Raw genomic sequence first — 18,089 nt, 5'->3', positions numbered from 1 at the left:
GTTATATGAAGCGCGTACTATTTTATCTTTTTTATGATGAGCAGGGTCAGGTCGATGACTATGTTACTCATAAGTTGAAATCGCTGAAGGATAGCATTGAAACGATCTTCGTCGTGTCAAACTCTGCGCTGACAGTCGAGTCAAGAAAGAAACTCGAAGATGTCGTTGATGTTGTTTATGTCCGTGAGAATATCGGTTTTGATGTTTGGGGATATAAAGAGGCTATGGAGACTTTTGGTCTCGATAAGCTGGAAGAATATGATGAACTGATTCTGATGAATTACACGTTCTTCGGTCCGATTTTTCCGTTCTCCGAAACGTTTGAAAAAATGGACGCGATGGAGTGTGATTTTTGGGGGATCACCGCGCACAAGGCAATGGTGCCTAACCCATTCACTGGGCGTGATGAACTTCCGCTTCATTTGAATTCGCACTGGATTGCAGTGCGTAAGAAAATGTTTACATCTCCTGAGTTCAAGCAATATTGGCGTGATATGCCGATGATCAACTCCTATGTGGACTCTATTCTTCAGCATGAATCCCGCTTTACCAAGCATTTTAGTGATTGCGGATTCAGCTTTGAGGTAACATTTCCTGTAGAAGATTATCCAACTGAATACTCCGCGTTCCAGAGTATTGAGTTGATGTTCGAGAATCGTAGCCCGATTTTAAAGCGGCGCCCGTTTTTCCATGATCCGATTTTTCTAGAACAAAACGCGATGACCCTGAAAGGGGTAATGAAAAAAATAGAGGAGGAAAGTGACTACGACACTTCTCTTATCTGGAAGAATGTCGTCCGTAGCACTCAGCCGCGAACACTTCATACCAATATGGACTTGCTCGAAGTTCTTCCGGGCGAGGACTTTGCTGAGCCAGATAGTAAGCCGCGCCGTATCGCGGTGTTGGCTCACTTGTATTATGACGACATGCTTGAAGAGGCTATGTCGTATATTACTAATATTCCATACTCATATGACCTTTATATTACTACCAGCAGTGAGCAGAAGAAAAAGAATATTGAGCTTGCGCTGCTAAAATATAATGTAAATAAATTTGAGGTGCGCGTTACCGAGGAAAATCGTGGAAGGGACATGGGTTCCCTTTTCATGACGCTTCGCGATGTTCTGTTGTCAGATGAATATGACTACCTGTGCCGGATTCATTCAAAAAAATCCCCACAAAATGGTCATAATATGGCGCTGATGTTCAAACAGCATATGTTTGACAATCTGTTGCACAGTCCAGGATATGTACGGCGCGTTCTTGGGTTGTTTGAAAAAAATGAAAGTTTGGGGATGGTTTTTCCTCCCGTAGTTCATATTGCCTACCCAACATTGGGGCATGCCTGGTTCGAGAACCGCGAACCAGCGACAGAGTGGGCCAAAAAACTAGGCATTACCACAGCGTTTGATGACTCAACACCGATGGCGCCATATGGAACGATGTTTTGGTTTCGACCGGAAGCTATCAAGAAAATTTCAACCTATCCTTTCAAATGGTCCGACTTCGATCCAGAGCCGAATCATATGGACGGCAGTCTGGCTCATGTACTAGAGCGACTGTTAGGTTATTCGGTAATGAGTGATGGTTATCACATGAGATGTGTTATTAACACATATCAGGCATCGGTCAATTACACTAAGCTGGAATACAAGCTGCAGCGGCTTGGTTCTATGTTGCCTAACGGAAACATACAGTATCAAATTCAATGGTTGGGTAAAGCCAAAGATGTTTGTAATCGCGTAGACCACTATTCTACCGCTAACAATACTTACGTACCTCCTGTCGAGTGGCTGGATCAAGCCAGAGAGCTGCATGAGAAACTGGTTACATTCTTGCCAGGTGGGACGTTTCGTGAAAGGATGGGAGCTTTGGATCAGGCTCGAATCTTGAGTGATAAATTGAACTCTTTCATGGGTGATTCGGATATTTTGAGTCGCTTGCGTTGGATAGATCGAGCGAAACTGTCCGTACAACGACGGGTATTGAGTCGAATCGCATCGTTGTTCAGAGGTAAATAAGCAGCGATGACAAGTGGCGAATCTAACGGTTCGCCGTTTGTCATAAGTCTATGCATGTGCTTTCGGGTGATGAATGCATACGGTTTGTTTGAGAACTTAATGGAATCAGATTGAATATGCGTAGAGTTGCTTTTTATCTTTTTTATGATAATGACGGAGTGGTGGATGACTATATAGTCTATAAGCTTCGTAAGCTTCGCGCGCACGTCGATACCATTTTTTTTGTTTCTAACTCTAAAATTGTTCCGGATTCGCTAAAGAAGATTGAGCCATTAGTCGATGTTATTTACTGTCGGGAAAATATTGGTTTCGATGTATGGGCTTATAAGGAGTCGATAGACAAGTTTGGTTGGGAAGCGTTACGTCAGTATGACGAGGCGCTGTTCCTGAATTATACTTTCTACGCTCCGATTTTTCCTTTTTCGGAACTGTTTGATTCGATGAGTGCAGCAGACGTGGATTTTTGGGGAGTGTCTGCTCATAACCAGATTTCGCCAAATCCTTTTACCGGTAAAGGCGATTTGCCGTTTCATATCCAATCGCACTTCATTGCCGTGCGTAACAAGATGCTTTGCTCTGATGGCTTTTATAAATATTGGCATGAGATGCCAATGATAAAATCTTATGAAGATTCTATTTTAAAGCACGAAGGGCGTTTTACTCAGTATTTCAAAGACTTGGGTTTTCAGTATTCAGTTTATCTGGAGCCTGCGACTTACAACACCGATCATCCGGTTTTTTCTGAAATTGATTTAACCATTGAGCGACGATCACCAATTCTAAAGCGCCGACCTTTTTTTCACGATCCTGGTTTTCTCGAAAGCGAGGCAATCGATGTCAAGCGTGCCTTGGACTGTATGCGAGAGACGTCAGATTACGACGAAGGGTTAATCTGGAAAAATCTGATCCGCACCACGCCTTTGCGCACGATTTATACAAATCTCGAACAATTGAGCATTCTTTCCGATACTCATGCTAACCCCATTAGCTCTGCGCTCTCACTGAAGAAGGTTGCTGTTATTGCGCATGTTTATTATGTGGATATGCTCGATGAAATAATGGATTTGGTAAAGAATGTTTCGCTGAATTGTTCGCTGTTTATCACGACCGATTCCGAAGTAAAGAAAGCACAGATCATCAATGCTCTTGCCGATTTTAATTATTGTGATTTTTCGGTATTGGTTTGCGACTCCAACTTTGGCAGGGATACGTCTGCGTTATTTATTACTTGCCGCGACGTCGTGCTCCGTGGTGGGTTCGATTACATTTGCAGACTTCATAGCAAGAAGTCACCGCAAGATGCCTGGGCAAAAGCATCCATGTTCAAGCGCCATCTGTTCGAGAACCTTCTTTCCAGTAGTGAATACGTAACCAATGTACTCGAGATGTTTGAGAAGGAGCCATGGGTGGGCGTTGCAATGCCGCCTGCGGTGCATATTGGTTATCCTACGTTAGGTCATGGGTGGTTTCTCAACAGGGAGCGAGCGGTGGACATCGCCAGTAAACTTGGCCTGAGCGTTCCTTTGGATACCGAGACTCCCATCGCAACCTATGGATCGATGTATTGGTTCAGGCCAGATGCGTTAAAAAAGCTGTTTGAGCATGAGTGGAAATGGAGTGACTTTGATGAGCCGCGCTATGGAGATGGGGATCTTCCTCATGTTCTCGAGCGACTGATTACGTATTGCGCTCAGGACGCTGGCTTTATAAGCAGGTGCATAATGACGCCCGCCCAAGCGTCGAAAAGCTACGTCAAGCTAGAGTATAAAGTACAGGCGTTATCTAGTTGTTTTCCTTCGGGAGACCTTCGTGAGCAAATGCAAATCGCCAGAACGGCACGCTTCGCAGGGGGAGTTCTTGTTTCTTTGAAACGTTCTATAATGTTCAGATTTCCACGGTTGGCACCACTTTTACGTCGTGCCTACCGTTGGGCGTTGAAAAAATAACAATGCTTGAGAAAGTGTTGATCTCGCCACTCTCCTGCGTAGGCAACATTGCCATCGTTACCAACTGGAAAGTAGATTATGGTTTTTAGTTCTTACCTATTCATTTTTCTGTTTTTGCCCGCTTTTTTGATAGCTTACAAGCTGGTCGGGCATCGACTCAGAAATATTTTGATTCTGGTTGCAAGTCTATTTTTTTACTACTTGGGGGATGCGAAGGGGGTCTGGATTCTCTTGGCCGCCATTGTCGGAAACTACGCTTTCGGTTACTTGATTGCGATATACCGACAACCGAATGGCAGTGAAAGGGCGAATAAACTTGCCAGGATTTTTCTCATTCTTGGTCTGTTTTTTAACCTATCGGTATTAGGGTATTTCAAGTACATCGGTTTTATTACGCAGAATATCAATATCATCGCTGAGAAGTTTGGGCACCCGTCAGCGGTTCCGGTCATATCCGTCCTTCTGCCCCTGGGCATCAGTTTTTTTGTTTTCCAAGGCATCAGTTATCTGGTCGACGTGTATCGTGGCACCATTCAGGCAACTAAAAGTCTGTTGATTTTCGGTACGTTCAAATCGTTGTTTCCGCAACTGATTGCCGGACCTATCGTGCGGTATCGTGATATCGCAGCAGAGCTTCCGGATCGTTCTGTCAACCCCGATATGGTCGTTGAAGGCATCACCCGGTTTGTTATTGGTTTTGCAAAAAAAGTGTTGTTGGCTGATACCTTTGCAATTACCGCTGACGCTATATTCGCATTGCCTTCGTCTGAACTGAATTTTGGTACGGCCTGGTTGGGCGCTGCCAGTTATACGTTGCAGATATATTTCGATTTTTCCGCGTACTCCGACATGGCTATCGGATTGGGTTTGATGATGGGGTTCCGGTTTCCGGAAAACTTCAACTACCCCTATAAGGCCGCATCTATTCGCGACTTCTGGCGCCGCTGGCACATGACCTTGTCCGGGTGGTTTCGCGATTACGTCTACGTGCCTTTGGGCGGCAACCGAACAGGCGCCGCTCGAACATACGTAAATCTTATGGCGGTTTTCATCCTCACAGGGTTATGGCACGGCGCTTCGTGGACATTTGTTGCATGGGGTCTATGGCATGGCCTGTTCCTTGTGATAGAGCGCTTCACCAATATGGAGAGCCGCGGCATACCTTTCGTGCTGCGTTGGTTTTATACCTTGGCGGTGGTGGTTTTCGGCTGGGTACTGTTCCGCTCGGAAACGTTCGAGCATGCGTTCCACATGAGCGCTTTGATGTTGAATCTGCGGAGCGGTCCGGAAAACTACGTAGTTGCCGAGTATATGAGCAACGGATTGTTATTGGCCTTGGTTGCGGGAGCTATTCTCAGCTTCCCGGTCTATAAATGGCTGTGTGATCGTCTATCTTCCAGTCAGCGCCTTGTTGCTGGCGTATTTGGCCTCGGTTCACTCTTCATGCTTGCCAGCATGAAAGTTCTTTCCGGTGCATACAGCCCTTTTCTCTACTTCCGGTTTTAATATATGAGATCAGTATTTACGCCACGGGTCATCATTGGGTTGTTCATGCTCGCCTTGTGCGTGCCTGGTATTGCGGTGATGTTTTCTCCCCAGTTCGCTCCTGCGATAAAGTCCATCATTAAGCATCCGGGTGAATGGGCAAACCTGAGGGACGGGATTCGCAGAACCACGCCGCTCTGGAATAACGCCGTCGAGGGCTACTCGAGTTTTCTTTACGCTCTCGGGACCACCAATGACAAGGCTATCGCTGTTGTCGGACGTGATGGTTGGGTTTTTCTGGGAGACTTCTTCAACAAGAACATGTCACAGGCTCTCGGACGTCGTCACTATAATGATGCTGAACTGAACGCCTGGAGCGGCACAGTAGGTGGCCAAGAGCAGTGGTTGGCTCGTCGCGATATTCCGATGTTGTTTGTTGTCGCGCCAGCCAAGTGGTCTATTTATCCGGATAAGCTTCCTCAATGGTCCGAGGGGCGCATTGGTACTCACATCTTCGATCAGTTACTGAGTTCGCCGCAGCATCTGCCGTTGATTGATTTGCGTCCAAGTCTGCAACAGGCTCGCTCAATTGGAGATACCTATTCGCCATTCAATAGTCATTGGACGGATTTTGGCGCTTGGGTAGGCTGGAGGGAAATTAGCAACAGACTGGCCACACTCGATCCGAAATTCAAGGATCTGTACGTTCCTTCGGCTGATGGTGCTGTCGTAAATCCTAATTACGGAAGTGAATTCAAAGCAATGATCAGCCTGCCGGAACCCAATCCTTGGACGATGCCCAAGCTGGCTTCCCCTTTGCCTGAATTTGCGATCGTAGGTGATGATGGCTCAGCTCAGGTTGTGCCAGGCAGTACTCACACAGGGCTATTGGATCTACCGCGAAATACCCGCAACGAATCGGCGAAAAAACACTTGAGAGCGTTGGTGTTGCGGGATTCGATGGGGGACTCATTGTCGCCGTACTTGCAAGCAGCCTTTTATGAAACGATTCAGGTTCGACATAACATCGACAATCAATCGCTCGCTCCTAATGTTCCGGCCCTGATTGAGAAGTACAAACCGGATGTTGTGCTCTACGTGATGACTGAGCGTCATCTCGATAACATTTTGAGCGAGAGTTACTTGTGGTTATCCGCCAATAACTATGATCTTGCTGTGAGCCAAGGCGCCCGTGTCAACGTGGCCAACGAATCCCCGGTCCTCACCACGAGCGGTAATTCGGATTTGAAGGGCTCTTTCGCGCTTACGTGGGCGGACTCATCGAAAGGTTTGCGAACGGTGCGGATTTCCCTGAAGGCAAGCGCCCCAGGCACACTCAAGATTCAAGGGGTGAAGGACGGGCGACCGGTGGAGTTTGCCGAGCGCTACGCACAGGGAGATAATGAGCTCTTTTTGAGCCTTACCTCCGAGGTTGAGGGTGCTCAAGTCAGTTTTGAAAATATGGATCCTTCTGTTCAGGTGACCCTGGGCAAGGTTTCCATGGTTGTGCAGGACGCGAAGTAATTTTTTTTGAATCAAGATCAGGAGTGGTTAATGAGCAAGACATGTCTAGTTACCGGCGGCGCGGGCTTTATCGGCTGTGCTTTGTCTCCTTTGTTGGCCGGGCAATTCAGCCGAGTTGTTGCTTTCGACAATCTCCATCCTCAGGTGCATCCAAGCGCAGAGCGTCCGGCGGCACTGGACTCGCGTGTTGAGTTTGTGAAAGGCGATGTCACCAGTCCTGAGGACTGGGATCGGGTCTTGAAAGACTTTGCTCCCGATGTCGTTATTCATTTGGCAGCAGAAACAGGCACCGGCCAATCGTTGATGGAAGCGAGCCGTCACGCTCATGTCAACGTTACTGGTACGACGCAGATGCTGGATGCGCTCGTGCGCAACAATCCGGAAGCGTTGCCTGAGCGTATTGTTCTGACTTCCAGCCGTGCCGTTTATGGTGAAGGGGCATGGAAAGGTGCTAACGGTGCGATCGTTTATCCGGGCCAGCGTTCCCGGGAGCAACTGGAGCGCGCAGAGTGGGATTTCCCTGGCCTTCAGGCTTTGCCATTCAACTCTCATACCACAACACCTGATCCAACCAGTGTTTACGGTGCAACCAAGCTTGCTCAAGAACATATCCTCAGCTCCTGGTGCCTTGCACTTGGCGTGACGCCTGTAATGCTGCGTCTACAGAACGTTTATGGTCCAGGTCAGTCCCTGATCAACTCCTATACCGGTATCGTTTCTCTGTTCGCGCGTATGGCGAAAGAAGGCAAGAGTATTCCGGTCTATGAAGATGGCGTAATTATTCGCGACTTCGTTTTCATCGACGATGTGGCCAACGCAATTTTTGCTGCGACCATCCACTCCGACGGTACCACCAAGCCTTATGACGTAGGTTCGGGCGAAGCGACCAGCGTAGCCCAGTTGGCGGATATCATTTCTCGCTACTACAAAGCTCCTGAGCATCATATCAATGGCAAGTATCGCCATGGTGATGTGCGTCACGCTTCTTGCACCATTGAGGAGACCAAGGACGTTCTGAACTGGTCGCCAAAAATCATGGTTGAAGAGGGTGTACACATCCTTTGCAAGTGGATTGATGATGGCGCTCAAGCCTGAAATCGTCTGACATGAATAAAGGGTGATCTATTGATCACCCTTTTTTTGGATTTTTTTCCATGCTGACACTACTGCCGGCGCCCTACCTTTCAAACTTCTTGCAGACGCTTAATGCTACCGAGCGTGCCGCGACACGCAATTCGGGAACCGCAGTAAGCTCCCAGTGATCGGCTTTTAGCATGGGGCCGACATAGCTTAGCCATTCATTTGGCTCGCCTTGAGTGTTTTTCAGACAGTAATCATCGTTTACACAAACACCCAAACCCAAGGTGTCTGAAACAACCAGTCCTTCCCTCAATAGCTTTTTGACAAGAGGGCTTTTGGTTCTTTCTGGATCGGAAGTAGGGCCTGTGCAGTTCACAACCAGGTTGACGGTCAGTAATCGAGTTGATGCCTTGCGTCGTTCCTTTATCACTGCATTCACAGCGCCGTTCACGACATCCATCGAGACGATTCGTCCGGCCAATGGAATCAGTTGGCCACGGTCTAACGCATCTTCGAATATCTGGAATGTATCCGGCGCGACCCTGTGGCGATGTACGTCCCAGTAGCTTTGGAGATGGCGCAGGAATCGACGGCGTTCGGTGTCGGGAAGGCGTTTCCAGAGGTCTGCAGTAATGGGGCGAATCGATGCAATAACATCCCGCCAGTCAATCTGTTCACTTCGTCCGGCTTTTATCGCAGTCCGGATGATTTTCAGATAGCCAAGTATCGATGGCTTTGACTCAAGAAGGCGATTGCGGGTGCTTGTGTGATCCGTATGCTGACCTCTCGCGATACGATGAGGTTTAGGTAGTAAGCCACGTCGCGAAAGCATGTAAATTTTGCCGAGATGATTTGACTTCATCAAGTTGCTGATGACATCTATTGCTGTTAGTCCGCCTCCGATCAAGAGTATCGGCTCATGCTTCTGGATTTGAGAGTCAGCGTGTTGTTCCCAAGGGTCCTGCTGATAGTAGTGCGTTTCGCTCACAGACCCGAGGCCCGAAGGATTGCTGGGAGGGAAGTGCCCGAAAGCCAATGTGACTTGATCAGCTTTGAATATCTCTCCCGAGTCTAATTCAATGGTGGCGCCTTGATCGTTTGGAGTAAGGCTGACAACTTCGGCACTGATCTGAGTTGTTTTAACGCGAGGCGAAGAGCGTTCAATTGCCTGATTGAGCAAGTGTTCGAGATAGTCGCCATACACTTTGCGCGAAACAAACGAACTCGCCGTCACTTCCATGTTGCGCTCAAGGCAATAGTTGAGGAAGGAGTCTGGCTCGTCTGCAAGGGCTGTCATGTTACCGGCTGGTACATTTAAAAGATGCAGTGGACTATTGGTGCCATATGCAAGTCCGCGAGCAATCAGTCCAGACCGGTTGATGATGAGTAGATGAGCTTCGTGTTGTACACGATTCAAAAACTCGACAGCTGCGACGGTTCCGCTGAAACCTGCTCCAACAACGACAAATGTGTTCATGCTTCCAGGTTTTCTTGAAGGACAGCAAGAATGCGCTGTACCGATTTTTCGAGGTCCTCTTCAAGTGTATTGATTCTTATCTTCGGCGCAACAGGCGCTTCATAGGCTGAATCAATTCCAGTGAAGTTCTTGATCAGTCCCTGTCTTGCTTTTCCATACAAGCCCTTCGGGTCGCGACGTTCACACTCGGTCAAAGGCGTATCGATATGGACTTCAATGAAATTTTGATCGCCAATAACTCTGCGTGCCAAGGCCCTATCACGCAGAAACGGCGAAATGAATGCCGTTATTACGATAAGCCCGGCATCTAGAAATAATTTTGCAACTTCCGAGATTCTTCGGATGTTCTCTTCACGGTCGCGATCGGAGAATCCAAGATCATTGCACAGGCCTAGCCTGACGTTATCTCCGTCAAGAAGATAAGTGTGTCGTCCGGCTTCTAATAGTGCCAGTTCCAAGGCGTTGGCGATGGTAGACTTGCCTGCGCCGCTCAATCCTGTCAGCCATATAACGATCGGCCTCTGCCCTTTAAGCGCTGTTCGATCTTCAGTTGTTACCACTTGAGGAGGTGAGGTAAGATTTCTAGTCATGATATCTCTTTTGCAACTAATTGGTTACAAGTGGCAGGTTTGTTTGATAATCAGGCAAGATGTATTTCTGATGTTCTGTAGATTATTTCCATTTGTTCTGAATAGCATTGCGAATGCCCTCAAGTGTAGCCGATGTCCCTGTGTGTCTCAATTTCCTTTCCGCTTTTTACCGCCGTAACCCCTCTCAAAATATGACATTCTCTGCTTCAAAGGTTACATTTCAATTGTCAGAGTCGCGAAATATTTGGCACGAGCGAGATCGCTCCTGGTGGGGGGCAACCAATTTGAGTTCACCTAGAGTCCTGGTAGACGGTTACAATGTGAAACGCTGACCTTGGTGAAAGGAGTGGGCACTAAGCCATTATGCTAATGGATAAAATTCGATCTTTTCTGGTGGGGTTACCGCGGCGCAAGAAACGGCTGATACAGGTTGCCACCGACGTCGTGCTTGTGTGGGGTGCGCTCTGGCTTGCGTTCATCGTTCGTCTGGGCATCGACGACATGTACAATCCCTTGAAGGTTCATCTCTGGCTCTTCGCTTGTGCCCCCGTCATCGCCATCCCCCTTTTTATCCGTTTTGGCATGTACCGCGCTGTCATGCGATATTTCGGCAACGATGCGCTCATCGCGATCATCAAGGCTGTAAGTCTCTCTTCGCTGTTTCTGGCACTGGTGGTTTATTGGTATAGCAACCATGAGGCGGTGGTGCCCCGGTCCATCGTTTTCAACTACTGGTGGCTCAGTCTTGTCATCATCGGTGGTTTGCGTCTGTGCATGCGTCACTACTTCATGGGGGATTGGTTCACAGCCGCCCAGCACGTACCCTTTACATCACGCGATGATGGTCTGACGAAAGTGGCTATCTATGGTGCGGGTGTTGCGGGTAACCAACTGGTCGCCGCATTGCGCATGGGGCGAGCCATGCGCCCTGTTGCGTTCATTGATGATGACTCCAGCATTGCCGATCGTTCGATTTCAGGTCTGCAGGTCTACAAACCCAAGCATATTCAGCAAATGATCGACGCCACGGGGGCGCAGGAAATCCTTCTCGCGCTCCCGTCTTCGACGCGTGCTCGACGCAGGGAGATTCTGAATCTGCTGGAAGGATTCCCCCTCCATATACGCAGCGTTCCCAATTTCACGGATCTGGCTAGCGGTCGAGTGAAGGTTGAAGATATTCAGGAAGTGGATATCGCCGATCTGCTTGGACGAGATTCGGTGCCAGCCCAGCCAGACCTGCTGGAGCGTTGTATAAAAGGTAAGACCGTCATGGTCACCGGTGCCGGTGGTTCAATTGGTTCGGAGTTATGCCGACAGATCTTCTTGCTCGAGCCGACGACGCTGTTGTTGTTCGAACACAGTGAATTCAACCTTTACAGCATCCTGACGGAGTTGGAGGGGCGCGGGGCTCGGCAGTCGGTTTCTGTGCGGCTGCTACCGATTCTGGGCTCTATTCGTCATCAGGAAAAGCTGCTCGATGTGATGAAGACCTGGAAGGTCGACACTGTCTACCACGCGGCGGCTTACAAGCATGTACCAATGGTGGAACATAATATTGCGGAGGGTGTCCTCAACAACGTATTCGGAACCCTCAATACCGCTCAGGCAGCGCTTCAGTCCGGGGTCTCGAATTTTGTCCTGATTTCTACCGACAAGGCTGTGCGGCCGACGAATGTCATGGGTAGCACCAAACGTCTGGCTGAGTTGACCCTACAGGCGCTGAGTCGGGAGGTTGCCCCGGTGATGTTCGGCGACAAGGCCAACGTTTCCCGGGTTAATAAAACCCGCTTCACCATGGTTCGGTTCGGTAATGTTCTGGGATCGTCCGGTTCGGTGATTCCGTTGTTTCACAGCCAGATCAAGTCCGGCGGCCCGTTGACGGTCACTCATCCCAAGATCACCCGCTATTTCATGACCATTCCCGAGGCTGCGCAATTGGTCATCCAGGCAGGATCTATGGGGCAGGGCGGGGATGTATTTGTCCTGGACATGGGGGAGCCGGTAAAAATCGTCGAACTGGCTGAGAAAATGATTCATCTGTCGGGATTGAGCATTCGTTCTGAACGTAATCCGCAAGGTGATATTTCCATTGAATTTACGGGACTTCGCCCGGGAGAGAAGCTGTACGAAGAGTTGCTGATCGGGGACAACGTGGCGGCTACACCGCACCCTATGATCATGAGTGCCAGCGAAGATCATTTGCCATGGGACTTGCTCAAGCTTCGTTTGACGGATTTGCTGTCTGCCGTCGAGCAGGATGACTATTCACGCGTTCGCCAATTGCTGCGCGAGACCGTCAGTGGCTACACCCCCGACGGCGAGATCGTCGACTGGATCTACCAGCAACGCCGTCTCGAGCCCTGATTGTTTCACATCCTGTAACGCTCGTATTTTTGACACAGCTCCATCATGACCTACGTTTGGAGAGCAGCTTCGGAAAAGCTGCTTTCTCAAACGATGATGGAGCGTCACTAATGCGTACCGGTTACTTCTACTCTCTGATTTTCGCTTTCCTTACCAGCGCCTCGATCGCCGCTATTGCCGCACCTGTTGCGCCAGCGGAGTCGCCCAAGGCGCCTTTGGTGATGGATACCGCGGCACCTTCTCTGAGTGCAAAAATCGATCTTAACGATGCCGACGCGGCAACGCTGCAAAAGGAGCTGGCGGGAGTTGGTGAGGCCAAGGCCAAAGCGATTGTTGCTTATCGTGAAACAAACGGGCCTTTTGCATCGGTGGATGAGTTGCTGGAAGTGAAGGGTATCGGCAAGGCGATTCTGGATCGCAATCGCGACAAGCTGGAAGTCAACTAAGCTAAGTGTTCAACGCCAAGGGGGCCGGTCATTGACCGGCCTTTTTTACTTGCGCAGCGCATGGCCGCTAGTGTTGGCGGAGAGGGCAGCCGTCGGCCAATTTAAAATTACGGCTATCATATGGCGTTTGGATTATGCCTATAATAATTTGCCGGTGCGTCGAGCCAACATGGCTCATCGGCAACTTCCTTCATCAAGCGTTCCAGGAGCATTCTCATGAGTTCCGCCCAATCCCAAGGTACTGCTCTCGTTACCGGCGCATCGTCCGGTATCGGTGCGATTTACGCTCAGCGCCTGGCGGCGCGTGGTTTTGATCTGCTGCTGGTTGCCCGTGACAAGGACCGTCTGGAAAGTTCTGCGAGCCATTTGCGTGATGCCCATGGCGTTCAGGTTGAAGTCCTCAAGGCAGATCTGACGCAGAAGGATGACGTACTCAAACTCGAACAACGCCTGCGCAGCGATTCCAGCATCAGCCTGCTGGTCAATAACGCTGGTGTGGCAGCGGACGGATTACTGGCCAACGCCGATATGGACCAGTTGGAGCGGTTGATCCAGTTGAACATCACCGCCGTCACGCGCCTTGCCTCGGCCGCGGCCGCGAGTTTCGCTAAGGCCGGGCGCGGCACGATCATCAATATCGCCTCGGTGGTGGCGTTGTTTCCGGAGCGCTTCAATGCGACCTACAGCGCCAGCAAAGCTTACGTACTGAGCCTGACCCAGTCGCTGAACACTGAACTCGAAGGCACCGGCGTGCAGATCCAGGCCGTGCTGCCCGGCGTAACCCGCACCGAAATCTGGGAGCGCTCCGGTATCGATGCCAGTGGCATTCCGGCAGAAATGGTCATGGATGCAGGTGAGATGGTCGATGCGGCGCTGGCCGGGCTGGATCAGGGCGAGTTGATCACCATTCCTTCACTGCCTGATGCAGGCGAATGGCACGCATTTGTTGCGGCTCGCCATGTCATGGCGCCGAACCTTTCCCGCAGTGCGGCAGCCCAACGCTACAAGTCCGGCAATTGAAATGATCAGAGGTCACCACGGTATGGATTCGCGTCGAATAGTCGTCACGGGCATGGGCCTGGTTTCACCCTTGGGCAGCGATCTTGAAGTCGTATGGCAGCGTTTGCTGGCCGGGCGTTCTGGTTTGCGTAACTTGCCTGAGGCAACGGTCGCTGATTTGCCCACGCGAGTCGGCGGCGCGGTGCCAACGCTGGAAGAGGACGCTGAAGCAGGATTTGATCCGGATCGCGCCACGCCACCCAAGGAACAGAAGAAGATGGACCGCTTCATTCTGTTCGCCATGGAGGCCGCTCGGCAGGCGCTGGAGCAGGCTGACTGGCATCCGTCAGAGAGCAAACACCAAGAACGTACAGCGACGATCATCGGCTCCGGTGTCGGCGGTTTCGGCGCGATTGCCGACGCTGTTCGCACGACCGACAGCCGCGGTCCTCGGCGATTATCGCCATTTACCATTCCGTCGTTTCTGGTCAATCTCGCGGCAGGCCACGTGTCCATTCAGCATGGCCTCAAAGGTCCTTTGGGCGCACCCGTGACGGCGTGCGCTGCGGGTGTTCAAGCGATCGGCGATGCGGCGCGATTGATCCGCGCCGGCGAAGCGGATATTGCCGTGTGTGGCGGCGCGGAAGCCTGCATCGACCGCGTCAGTCTGGCCGGTTTCGCGGCGGCTCGGGCACTGTCGAGCGGTTACAACGACACCCCGGAGCGCGCATCTCGGCCGTTCGACAGCGGTCGCGACGGTTTCGTGATGGGCGAGGGCGCGGGGCTGCTGGTGATCGAGTCTTTGGAACATGCCTTGGCCCGAGGCGCGACGCCGCTGGCGGAACTGGTCGGTTATGGCACCAGCGCCGACGCCTATCACCTGACGGCCGGGCCTGAAGATGGCAGTGGCGCGCGGCGGGCGATGACGCTGGCATTGGCGCAGGCGGGAATCACGCCGGATCAGGTGCAGCACCTCAATGCTCACGCGACCTCGACCCCGGTGGGCGACCTCGGCGAGTTGGCGGCGATCAAAGCGTTGTTCGGCACGCAGAATAAAATCGCCGTGACCTCGACCAAGTCAGCCACCGGTCATTTGCTCGGCGCCGCTGGCGGGCTTGAAGCGATCTTCACGCTCTTGGCAATTCGTGATCAGGTGGTACCGCCGACTTTGAATTTCGACAATCCGGATCCGGCAAGCGTAGGGGTGGACATCGTCCATGGCCAGGCGCGGCCGATGTCGATCGAATATGCACTGTCCAATGGTTTCGGGTTTGGCGGAGTCAATGCCAGCGTGCTGTTCAAGCGCTGGCAGGCTTAGTCCCGGTTCTTGAGGTGATCGCGGGTGACATCGAGAATGCGTTGCGCAAACTCGGCATCCGCGACGCTGCGTGACAGCAGCAGCGCGCCGACCAGTGTCGACATGATGACGATGGCGCGGTCTGCGCTGTTCTCACCTTCGAGGCTGTTCTCGATCTGCTCCAGCCGAGCATTGAGGACCACATCGCTGGTGGGACTCGGTTGGCCGCGCAGGCCCAGCTCGGAAGAAATGGTCAGCAACGGACAACCCTCATGTGGCGATGTCTGGTGCCATTCGGACAGGTACGTCTCGATAAAGGCATCAAGCGGATTATCCTGCGAAAAAATCTCGGCGCATAACCCGTCGACCTGGTTACCGGCCTCTTGCAAAGCCTTCTCGACCAACTCGTCCTTGGATTTGAAATGTGAGTAGAAACCGCCATGGGTCAAGCCCAGCGCTTTCATCAGGGGTTGCAGACCGGTAGCGCCGATTCCGTCCTTGCGAAAGCGTGCCGAAGCCTCCTTGATGATGCGCTGATGGGTCTGGGCTTTATGGTCCTGCGAATAACGCATTTGGAACTCTCCGCAACAATGTCCCCATCTTAACCAAGGAAAATTAGATGGTGACTGTACTTCTACTTCTTAAAAGCGTGCAGATAGGTCCAATGGCTATAAAAAGCACAAACCCCGCCGATCAGGCGGGGTTGTGTTCAACGGTCTTGTGCATCTTTGGCATCAGCTTCGGCATTGCGTTGGGCAACGCGCTTGCGTTCTTCATCGGTCAGATCGACCTTGTTGGCGGTGTCGCGCAACATCATCAATCCGCCGACGATCGAGCCGATTGCAACGACCAGAATCAACCACGCATACCAAGGCATAACGGCTCTCCTTAATGGCAGGTCGACGGACGAGGATTTCGCCGTGCAACGCTGCATACCACTTTTGAGCGAAGTGAACTCGCAGTGGTTCCATTCTAGGCCGCTTGTACCCGGTACACCCGAAATCCCTCAATTACCTGTCAGCATCGCATCGGCCGGTGCATTTGCGCGCAGTTGCCCGGTGAGCAGGAAGTAGCCGAAACCGACCGCCATGAAGCCGAGGAAGATCAAGCCGATCAACGCGTTGAACCAAGCCATCGCCACCAGACACACCACCGCCAGTACCAAGGCGATCAGCGGAATCAACGGATAGCACGGCGCGCGGAAAGTACGCTCGAGATTGGGTTCCGATTTACGCAGCTTGAACAGGCTGAGCATGCTCATGATGTACATCACGATGGCGCCGAACACGGCCATGGTGATCATCGCCGCGGTGAGGGTCATGCCGCCGAGGTTGATCAGACCGTCACTGTAAATCGCGGCAATGCCAATGATGCCGCCGACAATGATTGCCCGATGCGGCGTCTGGAAGCGTGAGAGTTTCGCCAGCGAGGCCGGCAGATAACCGGCGCGGGCGAGGGCAAAGAACTGACGCGAGTAACCCAGAATGATCCCGTGGAAACTCGCCACCAGGCCGAACAGGCCGATCCACACCAGCATGTGCAGCCAGCCGGAGTTGTCGCCGACCACGGTTTTCATCGCTTGCGGTAGCGGGTCGTTGATGTTGGCCAGGGTGCGCCAGTCGCCAACGCCGCCGGCAAAGAACATCACGCCCATCGCCAGCAGCACCAGGGTCAGGATGCCGCTGATGTAGGCCTTGGGAATCGTGCGCTTGGGATCCTTGGCTTCTTCGGCAGCCATCGCTGCGCCTTCGATGGCGAGGAAGAACCAGATCGCAAACGGAATGGCCGCGAACATCCCGGCAATTGCCGGTGCGCCAAACACATCCGACCCCGCCCAGCCATTGAGAGCGAAGTTGCTGAAGCTGAACGCCGGCGCGACCACACCCATGAACACCAGCAATTCCGCGACGGCCAGTACGCAGACGATCAATTCGAAAGTCGCCGCCAACTTCACGCCAAGAATGTTCAGGCCCATGAACACGATGTAGGCGCCGACCGCCGCGTGTTTCGGATCGAGTGCCGGAAATTGCACATTAAGGTAGGCGCCAATGGCCAGGGCGATTGCCGGTGGGGCGAAAACGAATTCGATCAGCGTCGCCAGACCTGCGATCAATCCACCTTTTTCACCGAAGGCGCGGCGGCTGTAGGCAAACGGCCCGCCCGCATGGGGAATCGCGGTGGTCAGTTCGGTGAAGCTGAAGATAAAGCAGGTGTACATGGTCGCGACCATGAACGAGGTCACCAGGAAACCCAGCGTCCCGGCGACGCCCCAGCCATAACTCCAGCCGAAGTATTCCCCGGAAATCACCAGCCCTACGGCGATGCCCCACAGGTGCAAGGTGCCTAGTGTGGGTTTGAGTTGTGTGTTCATGCGTTTGCCCCCTGAACGGTTTGGAAAGCTCGGGGTAGGGCGTTTGCAGTGGACGTGCCAGTGCGCTGAAACAAGTCGTAATGAGTTGAAAGCTGTCGTATCGGGGATGTTCGCGGTGGGATAGCTGCTTTTTGTGCGCCAGTTGGGTGCGATGTTGGCGGTTATGCCGTCTTCGCGAGCAGGCTCGCTCCCATAGGGGAATGCATTTCAAATTGTGGGAGCGAGCCTGCTCGCGAAGAGGCCCGGCCTGACGGCGCAAAAAACTGCTGTAACGCCCGCATAAACCCACTCTTTACGCTTTCTTTATGCACAGCCAACACCCTCGCTCTCGTTCCTTTACAGCCTCCTTTCCGACAATGCCTGCACACACGGCAATACGCCGTAACACGGAGATCTTCCATGAGCGTTCTGGACGGGGTGTCACTGCTATTGGCAGTGGGGCTGTTCATTTATCTGTTGGTTGCGCTGTTGCGCGCGGATCGGAACTAG

Annotated in this window: 15 protein-coding genes; 10 read left to right on the top strand and 5 right to left on the bottom strand. The window is 51.9% G+C overall.

Annotation, left to right across the window (positions count from 1 at the left end; all coding sequences use genetic code 11):
- Positions 1 to 5 precede the first annotated feature (5 nt).
- From CKW17_RS15475 to CKW17_RS15455, 5 genes are all read left to right on the top strand, one after another.
- A complete protein-coding gene (locus CKW17_RS15475; RefSeq protein WP_095120506.1) occupies positions 6 to 2,021 on the top strand; it encodes a rhamnan synthesis F family protein in 2,016 nt (671 codons plus the stop codon).
- 116 nt (positions 2,022 to 2,137) lie between these two features.
- Positions 2,138 to 3,967 (top strand): rhamnan synthesis F family protein, encoded by a 1,830-nt coding sequence (locus CKW17_RS15470; RefSeq protein WP_095120505.1) that lies wholly within the window; start codon positions 2,138 to 2,140, stop codon positions 3,965 to 3,967.
- A 78-nt stretch (positions 3,968 to 4,045) separates the two neighbouring features.
- Positions 4,046 to 5,473: an MBOAT family protein gene (locus CKW17_RS15465; protein WP_095120504.1), complete on the top strand. Its 1,428-nt coding sequence runs from the start codon at positions 4,046 to 4,048 to the stop codon at positions 5,471 to 5,473.
- Between the two features lie 3 nt (positions 5,474 to 5,476).
- The gene (locus CKW17_RS15460) at positions 5,477 to 6,976 is read left to right on the top strand and encodes a hypothetical protein (protein ID WP_095120503.1); all 1,500 of its coding nucleotides are present in this window, start codon (positions 5,477 to 5,479) and stop codon (positions 6,974 to 6,976) included.
- 30 nt (positions 6,977 to 7,006) lie between these two features.
- Positions 7,007 to 8,071 (top strand): NAD(P)-dependent oxidoreductase, encoded by a 1,065-nt coding sequence (locus CKW17_RS15455; protein WP_095120502.1) that lies wholly within the window; start codon positions 7,007 to 7,009, stop codon positions 8,069 to 8,071.
- 82 nt (positions 8,072 to 8,153) lie between these two features.
- Here the strand turns inward: CKW17_RS15455 and CKW17_RS15450 are convergent, their stop codons facing one another.
- Both CKW17_RS15450 and cysC read right to left on the bottom strand, forming a co-directional pair.
- Positions 8,154 to 9,533 (bottom strand): FAD/NAD(P)-binding protein, encoded by a 1,380-nt coding sequence (locus tag CKW17_RS15450; RefSeq protein ID WP_095120501.1) that lies wholly within the window; start codon positions 9,531 to 9,533, stop codon positions 8,154 to 8,156.
- On the bottom strand, positions 9,530 to 10,123 hold the full coding sequence (cysC, locus tag CKW17_RS15445) for an adenylyl-sulfate kinase (protein WP_095120500.1): 594 nt from the start codon (positions 10,121 to 10,123) through the stop codon (positions 9,530 to 9,532). The genes CKW17_RS15450 and cysC overlap by 4 nt, the downstream gene beginning before the upstream one ends.
- Positions 10,124 to 10,492: 369 nt before the next feature.
- Between cysC and CKW17_RS15440 the strand changes: the two genes are divergently transcribed.
- The 4 genes from CKW17_RS15440 (at position 10,493) to fabF (ending at position 15,250) form a co-directional block, all read left to right on the top strand.
- The gene (locus CKW17_RS15440; RefSeq protein ID WP_095120619.1) at positions 10,493 to 12,487 is read left to right on the top strand and encodes a nucleoside-diphosphate sugar epimerase/dehydratase; all 1,995 of its coding nucleotides are present in this window, start codon (positions 10,493 to 10,495) and stop codon (positions 12,485 to 12,487) included.
- Between the two features lie 110 nt (positions 12,488 to 12,597).
- Entirely contained in the window at positions 12,598 to 12,933 is a 336-nt protein-coding gene (locus CKW17_RS15435) for a helix-hairpin-helix domain-containing protein (RefSeq protein WP_007908495.1), read from the top strand.
- 216 nt (positions 12,934 to 13,149) lie between these two features.
- Positions 13,150 to 13,953 carry an SDR family oxidoreductase gene (locus CKW17_RS15430; protein WP_095120499.1) on the top strand — a complete coding sequence of 268 codons (804 nt, stop codon included), beginning with the start codon at positions 13,150 to 13,152 and terminating at the stop codon, positions 13,951 to 13,953.
- Between the two features lie 22 nt (positions 13,954 to 13,975).
- On the top strand, positions 13,976 to 15,250 hold the full coding sequence (fabF, locus tag CKW17_RS15425) for a beta-ketoacyl-ACP synthase II (protein ID WP_095120498.1): 1,275 nt from the start codon (positions 13,976 to 13,978) through the stop codon (positions 15,248 to 15,250).
- Here fabF and CKW17_RS15420 read toward each other — a convergent pair.
- From CKW17_RS15420 to eat, 3 genes are all read right to left on the bottom strand, one after another.
- Positions 15,247 to 15,801: a TetR/AcrR family transcriptional regulator gene (locus CKW17_RS15420; protein ID WP_038364332.1), complete on the bottom strand. Its 555-nt coding sequence runs from the start codon at positions 15,799 to 15,801 to the stop codon at positions 15,247 to 15,249. The two genes, fabF and CKW17_RS15420, sit on opposite strands and share 4 nt — an antisense overlap.
- 137 nt (positions 15,802 to 15,938) lie before the next feature.
- Positions 15,939 to 16,106, bottom strand: a complete 168-nt coding sequence (locus CKW17_RS15415; RefSeq protein WP_095120497.1) for a DUF2897 family protein — start codon at positions 16,104 to 16,106, stop codon at positions 15,939 to 15,941.
- Between the two features lie 129 nt (positions 16,107 to 16,235).
- Positions 16,236 to 17,600 carry an ethanolamine permease gene (gene eat / locus CKW17_RS15410; RefSeq protein WP_007908507.1) on the bottom strand — a complete coding sequence of 455 codons (1,365 nt, stop codon included), beginning with the start codon at positions 17,598 to 17,600 and terminating at the stop codon, positions 16,236 to 16,238.
- 399 nt (positions 17,601 to 17,999) lie between these two features.
- On the opposite strand from eat, the gene kdpF reads away from it, so the two are divergent.
- On the top strand, positions 18,000 to 18,089 hold the full coding sequence (kdpF, locus tag CKW17_RS15405) for a K(+)-transporting ATPase subunit F (protein ID WP_007899818.1): 90 nt from the start codon (positions 18,000 to 18,002) through the stop codon (positions 18,087 to 18,089).

The organism is Pseudomonas sp. Irchel s3f10 (assembly GCF_900187515.1).
GTDB classification, from domain to species: Bacteria; Pseudomonadota; Gammaproteobacteria; order Pseudomonadales; family Pseudomonadaceae; genus Aquipseudomonas; species Aquipseudomonas tensinigenes.
This window is presented reverse-complemented; position numbering and strand designations above follow the sequence as displayed.